Here is a 16113-nt window from a genome sequence, read left to right as displayed (position 1 = left end):
GGCCTTGCCCTGTGACGGGAACGCTACGAGGCATTGAGGAAGGGGCGGTTCCTCAATGACCGCCTCAGGACGGCTCGACCGTGAGGCGGACGCGGTCGGGGTAGAAGGCGACGTGGCCCTTGATCTCGCCGACCGCGTCGTAGGGCTCCTCGTACGCCCAGATGGCGTCGCCCACCTCGCCCTCCGGGGTGACGACGCTGTAGTACGACGCCTCGCCCTTGTACGGGCAGTACGTACGGGTGTCGCTCCGGCGGATCATCCCGGGATCGACGTCCTTGATCGGGATGTAGTGCACCGGAGGGTAGGCGGCCTCGGTCAGGACCAGGGGGCGGGTGGTGTCGGCGACGACCCGGTCTCCGACGCGGACGACGACATGGGAGGAGGTCGCCTCGACCGTGATCGGGTGGTCGGGACCGGGGATCTTGACGTCACGGGGCACCGGGTGTCTCCGTTCTCTGGAAGCCTTCCGTGGAAGGGGGGACGGCGCCGGGAGGCCGGCCGGTCACCACTATGCCCGACCGGGATGAGCGCGCCCGGTGGCGGGTCCGCGCCGTCCGTCGCGCGGACCCGCGCCTGATCGCCATGATGGTGGGGGCTCGCGGAACGCGGGCCGTCCGAGGGGGAGAGCCATGAAGTTGGTCGCGCGTCTGTGGAGGTCCCTGGGAGGACGCCTGCAGTGGCGTCTCCTGTGGCTGAAGCACGCCACGTTCATGGTCGGCGTCACGGGCATCGTCCGGGACGACGAAGGGCGCCTGCTCCTCCTCAATCACCGGCTGTGGCCGGAGGGCCGCTCATGGGGGTTCCCCACCGGTTACGCGAACAGGTCGGAGACGTTCGAGGACACCGTCGTGCGGGAGGTCCGTGAGGAGACCGGCCTGACCGTCCGGGTCGGCCGGCTCGTGCGCCTGGTCAGCGGATACCGGCTGCGGGCGGAGGTGGCCTACGAGGCCGTCCTCGTCGGCGGGGACCTCAAGGTCGACCCCTTCGAGGTGCTGGAGGCGGGATGGTTCTCGCCGGACGAGCTGCCCGAGGGCATGCAGAGGTCACACCGGGAGCTCCTGGAGCTCTCCCGCCGCGGCGCGACCGGTCCGGCGGGTCACGGCCGCTGCTCGGCGTGTCCCGAGCAGCCGTGCACGATGACGTCAGCTTCTCCGCCGTGAACGACCGAGCTCGCAGCTCCTCGCCGTCGATGGCCTCGACGGTCTGGTCCGCGTCAGGCAGCGTGACTCACTGCCCAGCCCGCCGCACCGCGTGAGGCGATGTTGCGGGCCGCGTTGACGTCGGCGTGCTCAGCGAAGCCGCACGACGTGCAGGTGAAGGTTTCCTGATCGGGCCGGTTGCTCCTGTCCACGTGACCACAGCGCGAGCATTGCTGGGAGGTGTAGGCCGCATCCACATGGATGACGGCGACCCCGGCACGGGCCGCCTTGTAGGCGACGAAGGCTCCCAACTGGTGGAAGCTCCACGCGTGCAGCGTGACCCGCTGGGGCTTGCGAAGCCGTACCCGATCGCGGATGCCCCGGAGGTCTTCCAGAGCGATGCCGCGCCCGGCGCGTTCTGCCTCGGTCACGATCTGCTTGGCGATGCTGTGATTGATGTTCGCGGCGAAGCGGGCCTCCTTACGGCGGCGCCGTTTCAGCAGCCGCTTGGCCGACTTGGTGCGCTTGGCCTGCAGGCGGCGGCGCAGCTCACGGTGCCGGTGCCGGACCGCGTTCAGGCCCTTGCCGCTGTGCCGGACGCCCTCACTGGTGGTGGCGAGGTTGGCGATGCCCAGATCCACCCCGACAAACCCGTCCGGCACAGTGACCGGCACGTCCGGCACCCCGACGGTGGCGTGCAGAAACCACATGCCCTCCCGCCACACCAGGTCGGACTCACCCTTGCGGTGCTTGACCAGCAGAGCCAGTTGCCGGGCCGAGCCGGTGAAGGCGATGCCGCGCAGCCGTCCGGCGGTCGTCCAGATCGACACCGTCCGGTCGGTGTGCTGCCAGGACAGACACCGGTCGTCATACGGCTGGGCCGCACCGGGACGAAAAGAGATCGGTTTGTTCTCGGCTTTGACGCGCCGCACAGATACTGGCGCGCCGAGGTTTCCGGCGGCCAGGTTGGCATGCAGAGTGCGGTAGGCGTCGCAGACCTTCTTGATCACGTGCTGGGCGGCCTGCGCGCCCAGCCCGAAGACGGCCTTGACCTGCTCGTAGGTGTGCTTACGCAGATCGAAGTTACGGAAACACCGCCGCTGAAAGGCGATGCGCGAAACAAGATCGGCGGCTTTGTTCGCGGCGCGCAGCGTGGCCTCCAAGGCCGCCGCCTGCTCGGGCGTCGACAGAAGCTTCACCTGCACCACCAGCCTCACAATCGAACACATTAGCGTTTGGCCTATGCCACCGTGGTGGAAACCGAACCCGATATCCGGCGAGTCCGCGGTGTGGTCTCCAGCCTGCACGCACATGTGGTCTTCACGCCCAATACCGGCGCAAGGTGTTCACCAACGGAAATCTTGCGCCGCTGCGCGCCGTTCCGTCGCGGTCGGCCATCCGGCAGATGGCCGCCCTCTGGCACGTCTAGGACTGTCGACGGAGGGCCAGCAGCCGGTCGACCAGCGTGTCGGCGTAGGCGGGGGTGAGCGGTTCCATCCCGAACAGGCTGCGGATGTACATCGGGGCCAGGAGGTGGTCGAGGATGTCCAGGCCCTCGGGCGGGTGCTCACCTCGCTCCCGGGCGCGGTCCAGCATGCCCTGGAGCTGGCGTCCACGCTCGGCCAGGAACGCGTTCCGCGCCCGCACGCCGTCCTCCCCCGCCGCGGACAGCGAGATGACCAGCCGCAGCGCGGCCAGCCCGTCGGGGCCGGTGACGTCGCGGACCACGCCGGCGGCGTAGACGCGCAGGTCCTGCTCCAGGCTGCCCGTGTCGGGGACGGGGGAGGCCGTGGTGAGCCGCGTGATCGCCACGTCCATGAGCAGGGCCTCCAGGGTGCCCCAGCGACGGTAGACGCTGGTGTCGGCCACGCCCGCGCGGGCGGCGACGTCGCCGACGGTGAAGCTGCCGTAGCCGCGCTCGGCGACCAGGTCGGTGACCGCCTGGTGCACCGCCGCGCGGACGCGGGCGCTGCGCCCGCCGGGTCGCCGGGCTCGCTGCTGTTCCACCATGCGCCCATCTTAACGCAGCTCCCACTTGCGTTTACGCGAAGAGCTGCCCTACAGTCCTAAACGCAGCATCCAACTGCTTTAGGAGTGGACGTGAAGCCTCTTTTCTTCCCTGGCAACCCGAGCTTCTGGTACGAGACCCTGCGCACCTTCGGGCACATCGCGTACGGCGGCGGCGACTTCGGCGAGGTCGTGACCACGTGCGAGCGGATCACCGCGGGCGACTACGACAGCTGGCACGACGCGTGGCTGGGCACCGCCGACCGCGTGGCCGGCGAGGCCCGGGCGGCCCTGGCGGCCGGCCACCGCGTCAGCGCCCGCGACGCCTTCCTGCGGGCGTCGAACTACTACCGCGCCGCCGAGTTCTTCCTGCACGGCGACCCCGCCGACCCGCGCATCCTGCACGCCTACGACGCCTCGGTCGCCTGCTTCCGCCAGGCCGCCGCGCTGTTCACCCCGGCCGTCGAGCCCGTGGAGATCCCGTACGAGGACACCGTCCTGCCCGGCTACCTGTACCGGGCCGACGACTCCGGAACCCCGCGGCCGACCGTGCTCATGTTCAACGGCTTCGACGGCACCGTGGAGGAAATGCACTTCTTCGGCGCCGCCGCGGCGGCCGAGCGCGGCTACACCGTGCTGACCTTCGACGGCCCCGGCCAGCCCGGCACCCGTCACCACCAGGGCCTGCTGTTCCGTCCCGACTGGGAGAACGTCGTCGGCCCCGCCATCGACTACGCCCTCACCCGTCCCGAGGTGGACCCGGCCCGCGTCGCCCTGCTCGGCGCGAGCATGGGCGGGCTGCTCGCGCCGCGCGCCGCCGCCTTCGACCACCGCGTCGCCGCGCTCGTCTGCCTGGACGGCGTCTACGACCTGGGCGACATCGCCACCTCCGGCATCCCGCTGCCGCGCGCGGAGGCCGAGCGCCGGCTGCGCGCCGACCAGGACCCGGAGCTGGACGCGATGCTGGAGGACGCCATGGCCTCCAGCCCGATGCTGCGCTGGGCCATGGAGCACGGCATGTTCGCCATGGGCGTCGACACCCCGCGCGCGTTCGGCGCCGCCTACCTCGACTACCACCTGCGCGACGGCATCGCCGAGAAGATCACCTGTCCGACCCTGGTGTGCGCGGGCGCCGACGACGGCTTCTTCCGGGGCCAGCCCGAGCAGCTGTACGAGCACCTGACCTGCCCCAGGACGCTGCTGGAGTTCACCGCCGGCCAGGGCGCCGACGCCCACTGCCAGTCCGGCGCCCAGCGCCTGGCCTTCGCCCGCGTCTACGACTGGCTCGACGACGCCCTGGCCCACCACACCCCGGCCCGCTGACCACCACGCCCCGCCCCGGACCGCCCGACGCCCAGCCCCGGACCGCCCGACCACCGCCCCATCGGAGGACCACGCCATGACCGCCGTGATCGACCAGATCGACCGTGCCCTCGACATGACCGCCGCCGTCGTCAAGGGCATCGCCCACGACCGGCTCACCGCCCCCTCCCCGTGCCCCGGGTGGGACCTGCGCACCGAGCTCAACCACCTGGTCGGCGGCATGCGCGTCTTCGCCGCCGAGCTCACCGGAACCGACGCCGGCGGCGCGCACGAGGACGACTGGCTCGGCGCCGACCCGCAGGCCGCCTACGCCGTCGCAGCCGATCTCGACCGCGACGCCTGGCACCGCCCGGACGCCCTGGCCACCACCGTGCGGCTGGGGTTCGGCGAGGTGCCGGGGCCGATGGCCGCGCTCATCCATCTCACCGAGGTCCTCGTGCACGGCGCGGACCTGGCGCTCGCCACCGGCCAGGCACATCTCGTCGACGACGAGCTGTGCGGCGAGCTGCTCGCGGTCATGCGCGGCATGGACTTCGCCGCCTTCCGCCGGCCCGGCATGTTCGGCCCCGCCGTCCCGGTGTGCGACGACGCCCCCGCCCACCGGCGGCTCCTGGCCTTCCTCGGCCGCGACCTCGCCCGGTGACCCGCGCTTCGCTCTCACCGCGAACTTCGGCTCGCCGAGGCGCATCCAACCCCTACATGAAAGCGATCAACAAGACTCTGACGCTGGCCGCCGTGTCCCTCCTGTCGGCCGCGACGCTCTACGCCCCCTCGGCCCACGCGGCGCCCGCCGCGACCGGAACCGGGTGCCCCACCCCGAGCAAGGCCGAGATCAAGCGCTCCTACGACTCCAAGTCCGACAAGCCCGCGAAGGGCGCCGACGCCCTCAGGGGAGTCCACGTCGGGTACATCCCCAAGGGCTTCACCCACGGCCAGCTCGTCGCGCAGAAGCACGACGGCGTCACCGAGTACGGCTACCAGTGGACGGACGACCGAGGCGACACCGACCTCAAGCGCCGGTTCCTGTGGGTGCGCGTGGTGTGCTGGCCGGGCGCCCGGGACCTCGCGGACCTGAAGAAGCTCCCCGTCACCCTGGGGACTTTCACGGGTGGTGCGAAGACGAAGAAGATCGGCGGCCACCAGGTGCTGACCAAGCTGGGCGACGGCGCGCTCGGCGCCGGGCGGTTCGCCGGCTGGGTGGAGCGCGAGGGGGTCGTCGTCACCGTGATGGCCGGGCAGCCGCTCGTCGGCGACCTCGGCAGGATCGTCGGCGGGATCAAGCTGCCCTGACCACGCCCGCTCCGGCGCCGTCGACCAGGGGAGTCACGGCGGGGACCGGGACCTCCACGAGCCTCGTGGGGTCAGGAGGCGACGGGTGCGCCGAACCACCGGGGCAGGTGGTCGAGCAGGTCCTGCTGGTCCTCGCCGGCCCAGGCCACGTGGCCGTCGGGTCGCAGCAGTACGGCGGGCACGTCCAGTTCCTCGCCGCCGTCGACGACGTGGTCGACCCGGTCCGCCCACCCGGCGACCGAGAGCCGGCCGGTCCGGTCGAGCAGCAGCCCGCGGCCACCGTGCGTCAGCTCGTAGAGACGGCCGCCCTTCAGGCCGATGTCGCGCATCCGCCGGCCGAGCAGTTCGTGGCCGGCGCCGAAGTCGTAGCGGATCCCGATCGCGATGATCTTCTCGGTCAGGTACCGGCTCACGGCCTCGAACCTCATCAGCTCCGACAGCAGCCGGCGCACCGCCTGGGGGCCCGGCTCGGACGACAGCAGCTCCATCTGCGCGCGGGTGTTGTCCAGCACGTCGGCGGCCACCGGGTGGCGTTCGGTGTGGTAGCTGTCCAGCAGTCCCTCCGGCGCCCAGCCGGCGACCTCGGCCGCCAGCTTCCAGCCGAGGTTGAAGGCGTCCTGGATGCCGAGGTTGAGGCCCTGGCCGCCGACCGGTGGATGGATGTGCGCCGCGTCGCCGGCCAGCAGCACCCGGCCGGTACGGTAGCGCTCGGCCAGCCGGGTGGCGTCGCCGAAGCGGGAGAGCCAGCGCGGCGAGTGCACGCCGAAGTCGGTGCCGGCGTACACCCGCAACTGCTGCTTGAACTCCTCGAAGGCCGGCGGCGCCGAGCGGTCCTCGGCCACCTGCGCGGCGGGCACGAGGACGCGGTACACCCCCTCCCCGAGGGGCGCGAGGCCGAACCGCTTCTCGGTCGTGCGCACCTCGGCCACCACGGCGGCCACCGTCTCCGGAGGCGCGGCCACCTCCATCTCGCCCAGCAGCGTCTCGACCCGGGTCGGCTCACCGGGGAAGCCGACGCCGAGCAGTCTGCGCACCGTGCTCCGGCCGCCGTCGCAGCCGACGAGGTAGCGCGAGCGCAGCCGCGTGCCGTCGGCCAGCTCGGCGGTCACCCCGTGATCGTCCTGACTCAGACCGACCAGTTCGCAGCCGCGCCGGATCTCGGCGCCGAGCTCGGCGGCGCGCTCGGCCAGCAGGCGATCGGTGATGGTCTGCGGGATGGCGAGGACGTAGGAGTGCGCGGTGTCCAGCCGGTCGGGCGCCGGTTTGGGGATGCCGGCGAAGAAGGCGCCGACCGGGTGCTGCTTGCCGTGCGCGAGGAACCGCTCCAGCAGACCGCGCTGGTCCATCACCTCGATGCTGCGCACGTGCAGGCCGAGCGCGCGGACGTACGGGGTGGGCGCCGTCTCCTTCTCCAGCACGAGCACGTGCACGCCGTGCAGCCGCAACTCGGCGGCCAGCATCAGTCCGGTCGGTCCGCCACCGGCGATGATCACGTCGATCATGAATCCCCCGTTCCGTAGCCTCTGGCTCCGGCAGGCGATTCTGCGGCACGACCAGGGTCTTGCCGCAAGCCCCCTGTTGCGCTATAGAGTGAAAATGCGGGGCCTGGTGTGTTCGGCGCGGAAGTGTGCGCCCCTCAGGCGAAATGCATGGCGATGGCCAGCCCGACGGTGTGCATCAGCACCACCACGACGATCAGCGTGATGAAGATGAACTTGGCCGGACCGTGCTCGAAGTGCTTGCCCTCCTTCAGGGGCCGCATCTGGGCCTGACGCTCGGCGATGCGCTCCTCCAGCGGCTTGCGATAGAACACGACGGCGTCCCTTCACCCGTTTGCGCGACTTCTCTTGGGGCGATAATAGTTTGTACGCCAATTAATTTAGCATGCGTGCCCGGAGGTGCCCACGGATGGAGCCCGTGACAGAGCCCACAGACCTGCTGGCACTGGACCGGCAAGTGTGCTTTGCCCTCAGCATCGCCTCGCGGAGCGTGATCGGCCTGTACCGGCCGCTGCTGCAACCCTTCGGGCTGACCCATCCGCAGTACTTGGCGATGCTCGCGCTCTGGCAGCACGAACCCCTGTCGGTCAAGGAGCTCGGCGAGCTGCTCCAGCTCGACCCGGGCACGCTGTCGCCCCTGCTCAAACGACTGCAGGCGCTCGGCTACATCAACCGCGAACGGGACAGCAAGGACGAGCGGGCACTGTGCGTGACCCTCACCCCGGCCGGCCGGGAGCTGAGGGCGGAGGCGGAGAAGATCCCCCCGGCGATCGTGGCCCGTCTCGGCATGAGCCTGGAGGAGCTGCAGGACCTGCACCAGGCGCTGACACGGGTGATCGCGGCGACCCGCGGCACCGCGTGATCCCTCCTGCCGGCGTCAGCGCGCGAACTTCTCGATGGCCGCCGGGGTGACGGGGGTGAAGAAGTTGACGAGGTTGCCGTCGGGGTCGCGGAACAGCAGCGACCGATTGCCCCAGGGCATCGTGGTGGGCTCGTTGACGAAGTCGGTCACGAAGCCGGTCAGGTTCTGATGAACGGCGTCCACGTCGTCGACGAGGAACTCGGTGATCACGCTGTGGTTGTCGGCCGGGCGGGCGGAGCCCGGGGCGAACAGCGGGACGGTGCGGGTGCTGGCGATCGCGAGGGTGGCCGTGGGGGTGGTGAGTTCGGCGAAGTCCTCGGTGGCCCACCTCGCCGGCACCCCTGTGGCTCGCTCGTAGAACTCGACGAGGCGCGCGACGTCGCCGGTGATGATCCGGATCGAGACGAAGTTCATGGCAATCTCCTTGCACTGTGCCGGAATCGGACACTTCGCAGACTAGGGGAAATAGTGGACAGAATCGGTCCACTATCTACGTAGGCTGTGCACATGTCTCGACCCACCGGGCGCGTGCTGACCCTCCTTGAGCTGCTGCAGTCGGGCGGCACCCGGACCGTGGCCGAACTCGCCGACCGGCTCGGCGTCGAAGGGCGCACCGTGCGGCGCTATGTGGATCAGCTGATCGACCTGGACGTGCCCGTGGAATCGGTGCGCGGCCGATACGGCGGGTACCGGCTCGCCCCCGGGTACCGCCTGCCTCCGCTCATGCTCAGCGACGACGAGGCGCTGGCCGTGCTGCTCGGCCTGGTCGCCGGCCGCCGGGCGGGGTTGATGACGACGCAGCACGCGGCGACCGAGACGGCGTCGGCGAAGATCCGGCGGGTGCTGCCCCGGCACGTCGCCCGGCGGCTGGACACGCTCCTGGAGGCTCTCGCCTTCACCGATCGGCCCGGCGCGTTCGACGCCCCGGACGCCGGGGTCCTGCTCACCCTCGCCGACGCGGTACGCCACCGGCGACCGGTCTCGATCCGCTACACCGACCGCGACGGGCGGCGCAGCGAACGCACGCTGCACGCGTACGGGATCGTCGCCCATAGGGGCCGGTGGTACGTCACGGGCAGGGACGCCGGGATCGACGAGGACCGGACCTTCCGGCTCGATCGCATCGCGGACGCGCGGACCCTGCCCGGCTCGTTCGAGGCGCCCGAGGGTCCGGATCCGGCACAGCGCGTGTTGTCGGGGTTCGCCGCGGCCGAGTACCGGCATGAGGTGACCTTGCGGATCCATGGGACAGCCGAGCAGATCCGCGCCCACCTTCCCGCCGGCGTGGCGAGCCTGGAGGAGTGCGAGCCCGCGGCGGGCGAGGATCGGACGGCCGAGCGTTGGCTGCGCGTCGAGTTGCGGGCCGAACGGCTCGACTGGGTGGCTCCGGCACTCGCCGCACTCGACCGGCCGTTCGTCATCGACCGCCCCGACGAACTACGCGACCTCGTCAGCGCGCTCGCCGGCCGCCTCGCGTCCTACGCCCGAATGCCTGCGCAACCCGTGACGGGGCCGCCAAGATGGCCCGCATGACGACTATGCCCGAGAACCACATTGAGACCGGACATTCGACCGAACACAACGCCTACGACGTGATCGCCGAGGGATACACGGCCGAGAACGAGACCAGCCTCCTGAACGCGTATTACGAGCGTCCCGCGATGCTGGAACTCGCCGGGGACGTGACCGGCCGGCGCATCCTCGACGCCGGCTGCGGCTCGGGCCCCCTGTTCGCCGAGCTGCGCGATCGCGGCGCCGTCGTCACCGGCATCGACGCGAGCGCCGGGATTCTGGAGAAGGCCCGGCAGCGGCTGGGCGCGGACGCGGACCTGCGGGTCGCCGACCTGGCCGGCCCCCTGCCCTTTCCCGACGACACCTTCGACGACGTCATCGCGTCGCTGGTGCTGCACTACCTGGAGGACTGGGGACCGACGCTGGCCGAGCTGCGACGCGTGCTGAGGCCCGGCGGCAGACTCCTCATCTCGATCGACCATCCTTTCAGTGTCGTTCTCTTTCAGCACATGGCCGGGAAAAAGCCCCAGTACTTCGAGACCCGTAACCGGATCGAAGAATGGACCATGGGCGGGCAGACCGCCCAGCTGAGTTTCTGGAACCGGCCGCTGCACGCGATGACCGAGGCCTTCACCGCGGCCGGCTTCCGCATCAGCGTCATCAGCGAACCGCCGTTCGTGCCGGAGGCCCGCGAAGTGTTCCCCGAGGAGTTCCGCGAGATCACCGGCACGCGGTTCCTGTGCTTCCTGTTCTTCGTCCTGGAAGCCGGCTGACGGGCGGCTGCCTCACATCCGGGATCTCAGCACGTCGACCTCGCAGCCCGGCGCGTAGGGGTCGAAGCCGTGCTCGATCAGCCAGCGAACGGCCAGCAGGCTTCGCAACGACCACCACGCGTGGATCACGTCGAGGTCGATGTCGGCGCCATAGCCGGCGATGACGTCGTCGAGGTGCTCCTCGTGTCCGAGCGTGAAGGTGGCGAGGTCGTACAGGGCATCGCCCTGGCCCGCCTCGGACCAGTCGATGATGCCGGTGACCTCGTCGCCGTCGACGAAGACGTGCGCGATCTGCAGGTCGCCGTGGGTGAACGCCGGAGTCCACGGCCGGAGCGCGGCCTCGGCGACCTGGCGGTTGCGGGTGACCAGGTCAGCGGGCAGGACACCCTTCGTCACGAGCAGCTCGCACTCGTCGTCGAGTTCCGCCGCCAGCGCGACGACGCTCCGGCCGGCCCGGCCCGGCAGGGGCGGCAGGGGCGCTTCGTGCAGCTTCCGGATGGCGGCGCCCGCCGCGGCCCACGCCGCCGGTGACCCGGTCGACGGCCCGCCGAGGCGCCCGAGCGTCGTCCCCGGGACTGCGGCGATCGCGAGCACGGGCGGCTTGCGCCACAGGACCTCCGGGGTCGGGACCGGCGCGAGGGCCATCACCTCGACCTCGGCGTCGATGCGCGCCTGATCGGCGTCCACCTTCAAGAACACGTCACCGACGCGCAGAGTCGCGCGCTCGGAGTGGGCGACGACGACTTCGACCTCATCCATGGGCGACCAGTATCCCGGGGACGATCGCCGACGTCGCCTGGTTTATCGCGGGCGGTGACGCGGCTGACCGCGTCCCGCCACCCGGCGGCCTTCCCTTCAGAGCAGCCCCGCGGCCGCCAGGTACTTGCCGACACGGGCGATCTCGTCGTCGTTCAACGGCACCTGCGGAGGCGCCGTCACCGGGCAGTCGATGATCCCGCGAAGGTACAGCGCCGCCTTGAAGGCGCCCAGCCCCGACGAGCTGCCGCCCATCCGCGCGCCCCCCACCCGGACGATCTCGAAGAGCCGCACCAGTCTCTCCTGCTCCTGCCGCGCCGCCTCCCACTCGCCGCGGCCCGCGCAGGCGGCCAGCCGGACGTAGCCGTGGGGGTCCACGTTGCCGAGGCCCGGCACGACCCCGTCCGCGCCCATCCACAGGGCCGAGTCGACCGTGACCTCCGACCCGGTCAGCACGCTGAAGCCGGGCACCCGGCCCAGGATGACCTCGCGCAGGCCGCCGTCGTCGCCGCTGGAGTCCTTGACCCCGGCCAGCACGCCCTCGGCCGCCAGCTCCAGCAGCAGCGCGGCCGGGAGCTTGGTGTGGACCGACACCGGCAGGTCGTAGGCGTACAGCGGCAGCCCGGTGCGCGCGGCGATGAGCCGGAAGTGGGTGCGGATCTCCTCCGGGTGCGTACGCGTGTAGAAGGGCGCCGTGGCGACCAGCCCCGACACGCCCGCGTCCAGGGCGACCCGGGCGTGGTCGAGGACCCGGGGCGTGGTCATGTCGATGACCCCGGCGAGCACCGGCACCTGCCTGGCCACGTGTCCCACGACGGTGTCCAGCACCGCGCGCCGGTGGGCGTCGGGCAGGTAGGCCACCTCGGACGACGAGCCGAGCACGAACAGCGCGTCCACGCCCCCGGCCAGCAGGTGGTCGACGAGCCGGGTGAGCGAACGGGTGTCCACCTCGTGGTCGGGGGTCATCGGGGTGCACACCGGCGGGATCACCCCCGTCAGGGCGCTCGGCCCGCCGGTGGCGGGGGTCGAGGCGGGTCCGGCGGGGTCGGGCATCGTCACGAGCGCTCCTGGATCAGGTCGAGGTCGGTGGCTCCCGCCGCCACCGGGTGGTGGCAGTGGAAGAGGTGGTCGTCGCCGTCGGGCGTGGCGTCGGGCCAGGCCGCCGCGCACGTGTCGTCCGCGCGCCAGCAGCGGGTACGGAACGGGCACCCGCTCGGCGGCCGGGTGGCCGAGGGCACCGCTCCGGTCAGCGGGATCGGGGTGATGGGCGAGATCAGGCCGGGCGTCGCGGAGAACAGGGCCCGGGTGTACGGGTGCCGGGCCCCGAGGGGCACGGTCCGGGCCGGCGCCTGCTCCACGATCCGCCCCAGGTACATGCTGACCACCCGGTCACTCATGCGCCGCACGGTCTGGATGTCGTGGGAGACGAACACCATGGCCAGGCCGAGCCGGTCCTTGAGGTCGAGCAGCAGGTTGAGGATCTGGGCCCGGACGGAGACGTCGAGGGCGCTGGTCGGCTCGTCGGCGACGAGCAGGGCGGGCTCCAGCGCGAGGGCCCGGGCGACGGCGACGCGCTGGCGCTGGCCGCCGGACAGCCGGCCGGGCAGGGCCTCGGCGACGGAGGCGGGCAGCCCGACGAGGCCGAGCAGTTCGCGGACGCGGGCGTCGCGCTCGGCGGGGGTGCCGCGCCGGTGGACGTCGAGCGGGTCGCGCAGGACCTGCCGGACGGGCAGCCGCCGGTTGAGCGCCGTGGACGGGTCCTGGAACACCATGCCGACGCCGGTCCCGACGGCGGCGCGGCGCTCGGCGTCGCTCATGGCCCACAGGTCGCGGCCGTTCAGGGACACGGTGCCGGACGTGGGCCGTTGCAGCCCGACGAGGACCCGGGCCAGGGTGGACTTGCCGCAGCCGGACTCCCCCACCACGCCCACGGTCTCGCCGGGGGCGACGGTCAGGCTCGCGCCGGTCAGGGCGTGGACGCGGTCGTGGGAGAACAGCCCGCCGGTGCGCGCCTTGTGGACGACGTGGACGTCCCTGAGCTCAAGCACGCTGGTCACTCCCCGCGGTCTCCAGGTCGGCCGGCAGTCCGGTCGCCGGGTGGTGGCAGGCGAACGCGTGCCGGTGCGCGTCGCCCTCCAGCGGCGGCGCGTCGTCCCAGCACCTGGCGCTGGCCATCGGGCACCGGTCGGCGAACCGGCATCCGGCGGGGAAGCCCGAGGGCGGCGGGACGACGCCGCGGATCTGGGTGAGCCGCTCGGCGCCCGACTCCAGCGACAGCACGGAGCCGAGCAGCCCGCGGGCGTAGTGGTGGGCCGGCGCCCCGACGAGGGCGGGCGTCGCGCCGGTCTCGACGATCTGCCCGCCGTACATGACGACGACCCGGTCGGTGACGTCGGCGACGAGCGCGAGGTCGTGGGAGACGAGGATCAGCGCGAACCCCAGCTCCTCGCGCAGGCGCAGCAGCAGCTCGATGACCTGGGCCTGCACGGTCACGTCGAGCGCGGTGGTGGGCTCGTCGGCGACGATGAGCTTCGGCTCGCGCGAGAGCGCCATCGCGATGAGGACCCGCTGCCGCTGCCCGCCGGACAGCTCGTGGGGGTAGGACGACAGGGTACGTCCGGCGTCGAGACCGACCAGCTCCAGCAGCTCGGCGGGGGTGCGCCGGCCGCCGCGGCGGGTGACCTGCTTGAGCTGGGCCTTGATGGTCATGGCGGGGTTCAGGGACGACAGGGCGTCCTGGTAGATCATCGCCATGTCGTGGCCGAGCAGCCGGCGGCGGGCCTTGCGCGGCAGGGCGAGCAGTTCCTTCTGGTCGAAGCGGACGTGGCCGCTGACACGGGCCTCGCGGGGCTGCAGGCCCATGATCGTCAGGGCGGTCAGCGACTTGCCGCATCCCGACTCGCCGACCAGGCCGAGCACCTCGCCGGGCCGTACGTCGAAGGAGATGCCGTCCACGATGTCCACGCCCTCGGTGAAGCCGATGCGCAGCCGTTCCACCGACAGGATCGGCGGCCCGGAGGGCAGGGGGCGGGCGCGCTCGGCCAGGCGGCGGGCGGCCTCGGCCAGGCCGGGCAGTTCGACGAGCTCGCCGGAGCCGGGCTCGGCGCGCTCGACGGGGTCGTCCGCGACCGGCGCGGCCCGGGTGGCGGCGGGCGCCGCCCAGGCGTCGGAGACGCCTTCGGACAGGATGTTCAGGGAGAGCACGGTGACGAGGATGAACAGGCCGGGGAAGACGGTGGCCCACCAGCCGCCGAGCAGGACGAGGTTCTTGCCGTCGGCGATGACGCTGCCCCACGACGGGTTCGGCGGGCGGACGCCGGCGCCGATGAACGACAGCGACGCCTCCAGCACGATCGCGTCGGCCACCATGACGGTGCAGAACACGAGCACGGGCGCCGCGCAGTTGACCGCCACGTGCCGCAGCAGGATGTGCGGGGTGCGGGCGCCGATGACGCGTTCGGCCGCGACGTAGTCCTCGCCGTACTGGGCGAGGACGTTGGCCCGCACGACGCGGGCCACGGACGGCATGTAGAGGAACGCGATGGCCATGACCAGCACGGGGATGCTGCCGCCGAACACGGCGACCAGCACGGCGGCCAGCGCGATGCCCGGGAAGGCCATGATGACGTCGAGCACCCGCATGAGCGTCTCGTCCACGCCCCGCCGGGAGGTGGCCGCGACGGCGCCGACGAGCGCCCCGGCGACCAGGGCGAGGGCGGTCGCGCCGAGGCCGATGATCAGCGACCAGCGCGCCCCGTACAGCAGCCGGGACAGGATGTCGCGGTTGGCGCTGTCGAGTCCCATCCAGTGCGCGGCGGACGGGCCGCCGCCGGCGGCCTCCTGGACGTACGGGGAGTGGGGCGCGATCCAGGGCGCGAGCAGGGCGGCGAGCACGACGAGCGCGATGACGGCCACGGCGGCCCACGACAGCGGGCGCAGCCGGCGGAAGCCGATGCCGGGCCTGGACAGGCGCTCCCCCAGGGCACGTCTCATGCGGCGCTCCTCAGGCGGGGGTTGACGAGCAGGTAGAGGATGTCGACGGCGAGGTTGACGACCATGAAGCCCACGGCGATCGTCAGCACGACGCCCTGCACCACGGCCGGGTCGCCGTCGCGCACCGCGTTGATCATGAGCTGGCCCATGCCGGGCAGGCCGTAGATCTGCTCGATGACGACGGTCCCGCCGATGAGGTAGCCGATGCGCAGGCCGAGCACGGTCAGCGGGTTGATGAGCGCGTTGCGCAGCACGTTGCGGCCGACCACGACGACGGGCGGCAGGCCGCTGCCGATGGCCGTGCGCACGTAGTCGCGGTCCAGCTCCTCGACCATGGAGGTGCGGATGACGCGGGTGAGCTGGGCGGCGACCGGCAGCGACAGCGACAGGGCGGGCAGCGCCATCGAGCGCAGCCAGCCGGCGAAGGAGTCGGCGGGGTTGATGTAGCCGCCGGTCGGGAACAGGCCCTCGCCGACCGCCAGCCACTGGATCATCAGCAGCGCCAGCCAGAACGCCGGCGCCGCGACGCCGACCAGCGACACGACGCGGATGACCTGGTCCGGCCAGCGGTCGCGGAACAGCGCGGCGGTCACGCCGAAGATCAGCGCCAGCACGACGGCCACGGCCAGGCCGAGGAACGTGAGCTGGAGCGTCAGCGGCAGCGCCGTCGTCACCGACTCGATGACCGGCTTGCGGGTGAGCACGCTGGTGCCCATGTCGCCGCGCGCCAGGTCGGCGACGAAGCGCAGGTAGCGCAGCGGCAGCGGGTCGAGCAGGCCGTTCTCGAGCTGGAACTGGTGGATCTGCTCGGGGGTCGGGTTCGCGCCCTGGAAGTACGCGTACTCCGGCTTGCTGTTGGAGAAGCGCATCACGATGAACACGAACGCGACGACCCCCAGCACCAGGGGCACCAGGATGAGGACGCGCCGGGCGAGCAGGCGGGCGATGAGGACCATGGC

Annotated in this window: 18 protein-coding genes; 7 read left to right on the top strand and 11 right to left on the bottom strand. The window is 71.8% G+C overall.

Translation table 11 applies throughout. The features are described 5' to 3' along the window. Nucleotides 1–64 precede the first annotated feature (64 nt). Nucleotides 65–439 carry a DUF427 domain-containing protein gene (locus tag HTZ77_RS33785; protein WP_175593803.1) on the bottom strand — a complete coding sequence of 125 codons (375 nt, stop codon included), beginning with the start codon at nt 437–439 and terminating at the stop codon, nt 65–67. 190 nt (nt 440–629) lie between these two features. On the opposite strand from HTZ77_RS33785, the gene HTZ77_RS33780 reads away from it, so the two are divergent. Next, on the top strand, nt 630–1160 hold the full coding sequence (locus HTZ77_RS33780) for an NUDIX domain-containing protein (RefSeq protein ID WP_175593802.1): 531 nt from the start codon (nt 630–632) through the stop codon (nt 1158–1160). A 53-nt stretch (nt 1161–1213) separates the two neighbouring features. Here the strand turns inward: HTZ77_RS33780 and HTZ77_RS33775 are convergent, their stop codons facing one another. Together HTZ77_RS33775 and HTZ77_RS33770 are read right to left on the bottom strand one after the other, a co-directional pair. Further along, nucleotides 1214–2356, bottom strand: coding sequence for an RNA-guided endonuclease InsQ/TnpB family protein (locus tag HTZ77_RS33775; RefSeq protein WP_328808922.1), 1143 nt, complete (start codon nt 2354–2356; stop codon nt 1214–1216). Between the two features lie 208 nt (nt 2357–2564). Beyond that, nucleotides 2565–3149 (bottom strand): TetR/AcrR family transcriptional regulator, encoded by a 585-nt coding sequence (locus HTZ77_RS33770; RefSeq protein ID WP_175593801.1) that lies wholly within the window; start codon nt 3147–3149, stop codon nt 2565–2567. Between the two features lie 90 nt (nt 3150–3239). Here HTZ77_RS33770 and HTZ77_RS33765 point away from each other — a divergent pair, with 90 nt between their 5' ends. The 3 genes from HTZ77_RS33765 to HTZ77_RS33755 all read left to right on the top strand — a co-directional run bounded on the left by HTZ77_RS33765 (nt 3240) and on the right by HTZ77_RS33755 (nt 5759). After that, nucleotides 3240–4469, top strand: coding sequence for an alpha/beta hydrolase family protein (locus HTZ77_RS33765; RefSeq protein ID WP_175593800.1), 1230 nt, complete (start codon nt 3240–3242; stop codon nt 4467–4469). Nucleotides 4470–4545: 76 nt separating this feature from the next. Next, on the top strand, nt 4546–5112 hold the full coding sequence (locus HTZ77_RS33760; protein ID WP_175593799.1) for a TIGR03086 family metal-binding protein: 567 nt from the start codon (nt 4546–4548) through the stop codon (nt 5110–5112). Nucleotides 5113–5168: 56 nt separating this feature from the next. After that, the gene (locus HTZ77_RS33755; protein ID WP_205304309.1) at nt 5169–5759 is read left to right on the top strand and encodes a hypothetical protein; all 591 of its coding nucleotides are present in this window, start codon (nt 5169–5171) and stop codon (nt 5757–5759) included. Nucleotides 5760–5830: 71 nt separating this feature from the next. On the opposite strand, the gene rox is transcribed toward HTZ77_RS33755, so the two are convergent. Together rox and HTZ77_RS33745 are read right to left on the bottom strand one after the other, a co-directional pair. Beyond that, entirely contained in the window at nt 5831–7261 is a 1431-nt protein-coding gene (gene rox / locus HTZ77_RS33750; protein WP_175593798.1) for a rifampin monooxygenase, read from the bottom strand. A 134-nt stretch (nt 7262–7395) separates the two neighbouring features. Further along, nucleotides 7396–7572, bottom strand: coding sequence for a hypothetical protein (locus HTZ77_RS33745; protein WP_175593797.1), 177 nt, complete (start codon nt 7570–7572; stop codon nt 7396–7398). Nucleotides 7573–7667: 95 nt separating this feature from the next. Here HTZ77_RS33745 and HTZ77_RS33740 point away from each other — a divergent pair, with 95 nt between their 5' ends. Then, entirely contained in the window at nt 7668–8120 is a 453-nt protein-coding gene (locus HTZ77_RS33740; protein WP_175593796.1) for a MarR family winged helix-turn-helix transcriptional regulator, read from the top strand. A gap of 15 nt (nt 8121–8135) precedes the next feature. Here HTZ77_RS33740 and HTZ77_RS33735 read toward each other — a convergent pair whose 3' ends face one another. Beyond that, nucleotides 8136–8534: a VOC family protein gene (locus HTZ77_RS33735; RefSeq protein ID WP_175593795.1), complete on the bottom strand. Its 399-nt coding sequence runs from the start codon at nt 8532–8534 to the stop codon at nt 8136–8138. A gap of 93 nt (nt 8535–8627) precedes the next feature. On the opposite strand from HTZ77_RS33735, the gene HTZ77_RS33730 reads away from it, so the two are divergent. Further along, entirely contained in the window at nt 8628–9653 is a 1026-nt protein-coding gene (locus HTZ77_RS33730) for a helix-turn-helix transcriptional regulator (protein WP_175593794.1), read from the top strand. Continuing rightward, nucleotides 9641–10405: a class I SAM-dependent methyltransferase gene (locus tag HTZ77_RS33725; RefSeq protein ID WP_175593793.1), complete on the top strand. Its 765-nt coding sequence runs from the start codon at nt 9641–9643 to the stop codon at nt 10403–10405. The genes HTZ77_RS33730 and HTZ77_RS33725 overlap by 13 nt, the downstream gene beginning before the upstream one ends. Before the next feature lie 12 nt (nt 10406–10417). Here the strand turns inward: HTZ77_RS33725 and HTZ77_RS33720 are convergent, their stop codons facing one another. The 5 genes from HTZ77_RS33720 to HTZ77_RS33700 all read right to left on the bottom strand — a co-directional run bounded on the left by HTZ77_RS33720 (nt 10418) and on the right by HTZ77_RS33700 (nt 16110). After that, nucleotides 10418–11164, bottom strand: a complete 747-nt coding sequence (locus HTZ77_RS33720) for a phosphotransferase family protein (RefSeq protein WP_175593792.1) — start codon at nt 11162–11164, stop codon at nt 10418–10420. A 96-nt stretch (nt 11165–11260) separates the two neighbouring features. Further along, nucleotides 11261–12214, bottom strand: a complete 954-nt coding sequence (locus HTZ77_RS33715) for a dihydrodipicolinate synthase family protein (protein WP_175593962.1) — start codon at nt 12212–12214, stop codon at nt 11261–11263. Nucleotides 12215–12216: 2 nt separating this feature from the next. After that, complete coding sequence (locus HTZ77_RS33710; RefSeq protein WP_328808920.1) at nt 12217–13209, bottom strand: ABC transporter ATP-binding protein; 993 nt, start codon at nt 13207–13209, stop codon at nt 12217–12219. Further along, the gene (locus tag HTZ77_RS33705) at nt 13202–15154 is read right to left on the bottom strand and encodes a dipeptide/oligopeptide/nickel ABC transporter permease/ATP-binding protein (RefSeq protein ID WP_175593790.1); all 1953 of its coding nucleotides are present in this window, start codon (nt 15152–15154) and stop codon (nt 13202–13204) included. The genes HTZ77_RS33710 and HTZ77_RS33705 overlap by 8 nt, the downstream gene beginning before the upstream one ends. Beyond that, a complete protein-coding gene (locus HTZ77_RS33700) occupies nt 15151–16110 on the bottom strand; it encodes an ABC transporter permease (RefSeq protein WP_175593789.1) in 960 nt (319 codons plus the stop codon). Before HTZ77_RS33700 ends, HTZ77_RS33705 begins: the two co-directional genes overlap by 4 nt. Nucleotides 16111–16113 lie beyond the last annotated feature (3 nt).

Origin of the sequence: Nonomuraea montanisoli (genome assembly GCF_013363975.1) — a bacterium.
Taxonomy (GTDB): domain Bacteria; phylum Actinomycetota; class Actinomycetes; order Streptosporangiales; family Streptosporangiaceae; genus Nonomuraea; species Nonomuraea montanisoli.
The sequence above is the reverse complement of the archived record's forward strand: the minus strand, read 5'-3'. Positions and strand labels throughout refer to the sequence as shown.

Excerpts from the sequence above, each read along its gene's own strand:
- HTZ77_RS33740 (WP_175593796.1), top strand. The coding sequence starts at position 7,668 with ATGGAGCCCGTGACAGAGCCCACAGACCTGCTGGCACTGGACCGGCAA.
- HTZ77_RS33715 (WP_175593962.1), bottom strand. The coding sequence starts at position 12,214 with ATGCCCGACCCCGCCGGACCCGCCTCGACCCCCGCCACCGGCGGGCCG.
- HTZ77_RS33735 (WP_175593795.1), bottom strand. The coding sequence starts at position 8,534 with ATGAACTTCGTCTCGATCCGGATCATCACCGGCGACGTCGCGCGCCTC.
- HTZ77_RS33725 (WP_175593793.1), top strand. The coding sequence starts at position 9,641 with ATGGCCCGCATGACGACTATGCCCGAGAACCACATTGAGACCGGACAT.
- HTZ77_RS33720 (WP_175593792.1), bottom strand. The coding sequence starts at position 11,164 with ATGGATGAGGTCGAAGTCGTCGTCGCCCACTCCGAGCGCGCGACTCTG.
- HTZ77_RS33705 (WP_175593790.1), bottom strand. The coding sequence starts at position 15,154 with ATGAGACGTGCCCTGGGGGAGCGCCTGTCCAGGCCCGGCATCGGCTTC.
- rox (WP_175593798.1), bottom strand. The coding sequence starts at position 7,261 with ATGATCGACGTGATCATCGCCGGTGGCGGACCGACCGGACTGATGCTG.
- HTZ77_RS33760 (WP_175593799.1), top strand. The coding sequence starts at position 4,546 with ATGACCGCCGTGATCGACCAGATCGACCGTGCCCTCGACATGACCGCC.
- HTZ77_RS33770 (WP_175593801.1), bottom strand. The coding sequence starts at position 3,149 with ATGGTGGAACAGCAGCGAGCCCGGCGACCCGGCGGGCGCAGCGCCCGC.
- HTZ77_RS33700 (WP_175593789.1), bottom strand. The coding sequence starts at position 16,110 with ATGGTCCTCATCGCCCGCCTGCTCGCCCGGCGCGTCCTCATCCTGGTG.
- HTZ77_RS33755 (WP_205304309.1), top strand. The coding sequence starts at position 5,169 with ATGAAAGCGATCAACAAGACTCTGACGCTGGCCGCCGTGTCCCTCCTG.
- HTZ77_RS33730 (WP_175593794.1), top strand. The coding sequence starts at position 8,628 with ATGTCTCGACCCACCGGGCGCGTGCTGACCCTCCTTGAGCTGCTGCAG.
- HTZ77_RS33780 (WP_175593802.1), top strand. The coding sequence starts at position 630 with ATGAAGTTGGTCGCGCGTCTGTGGAGGTCCCTGGGAGGACGCCTGCAG.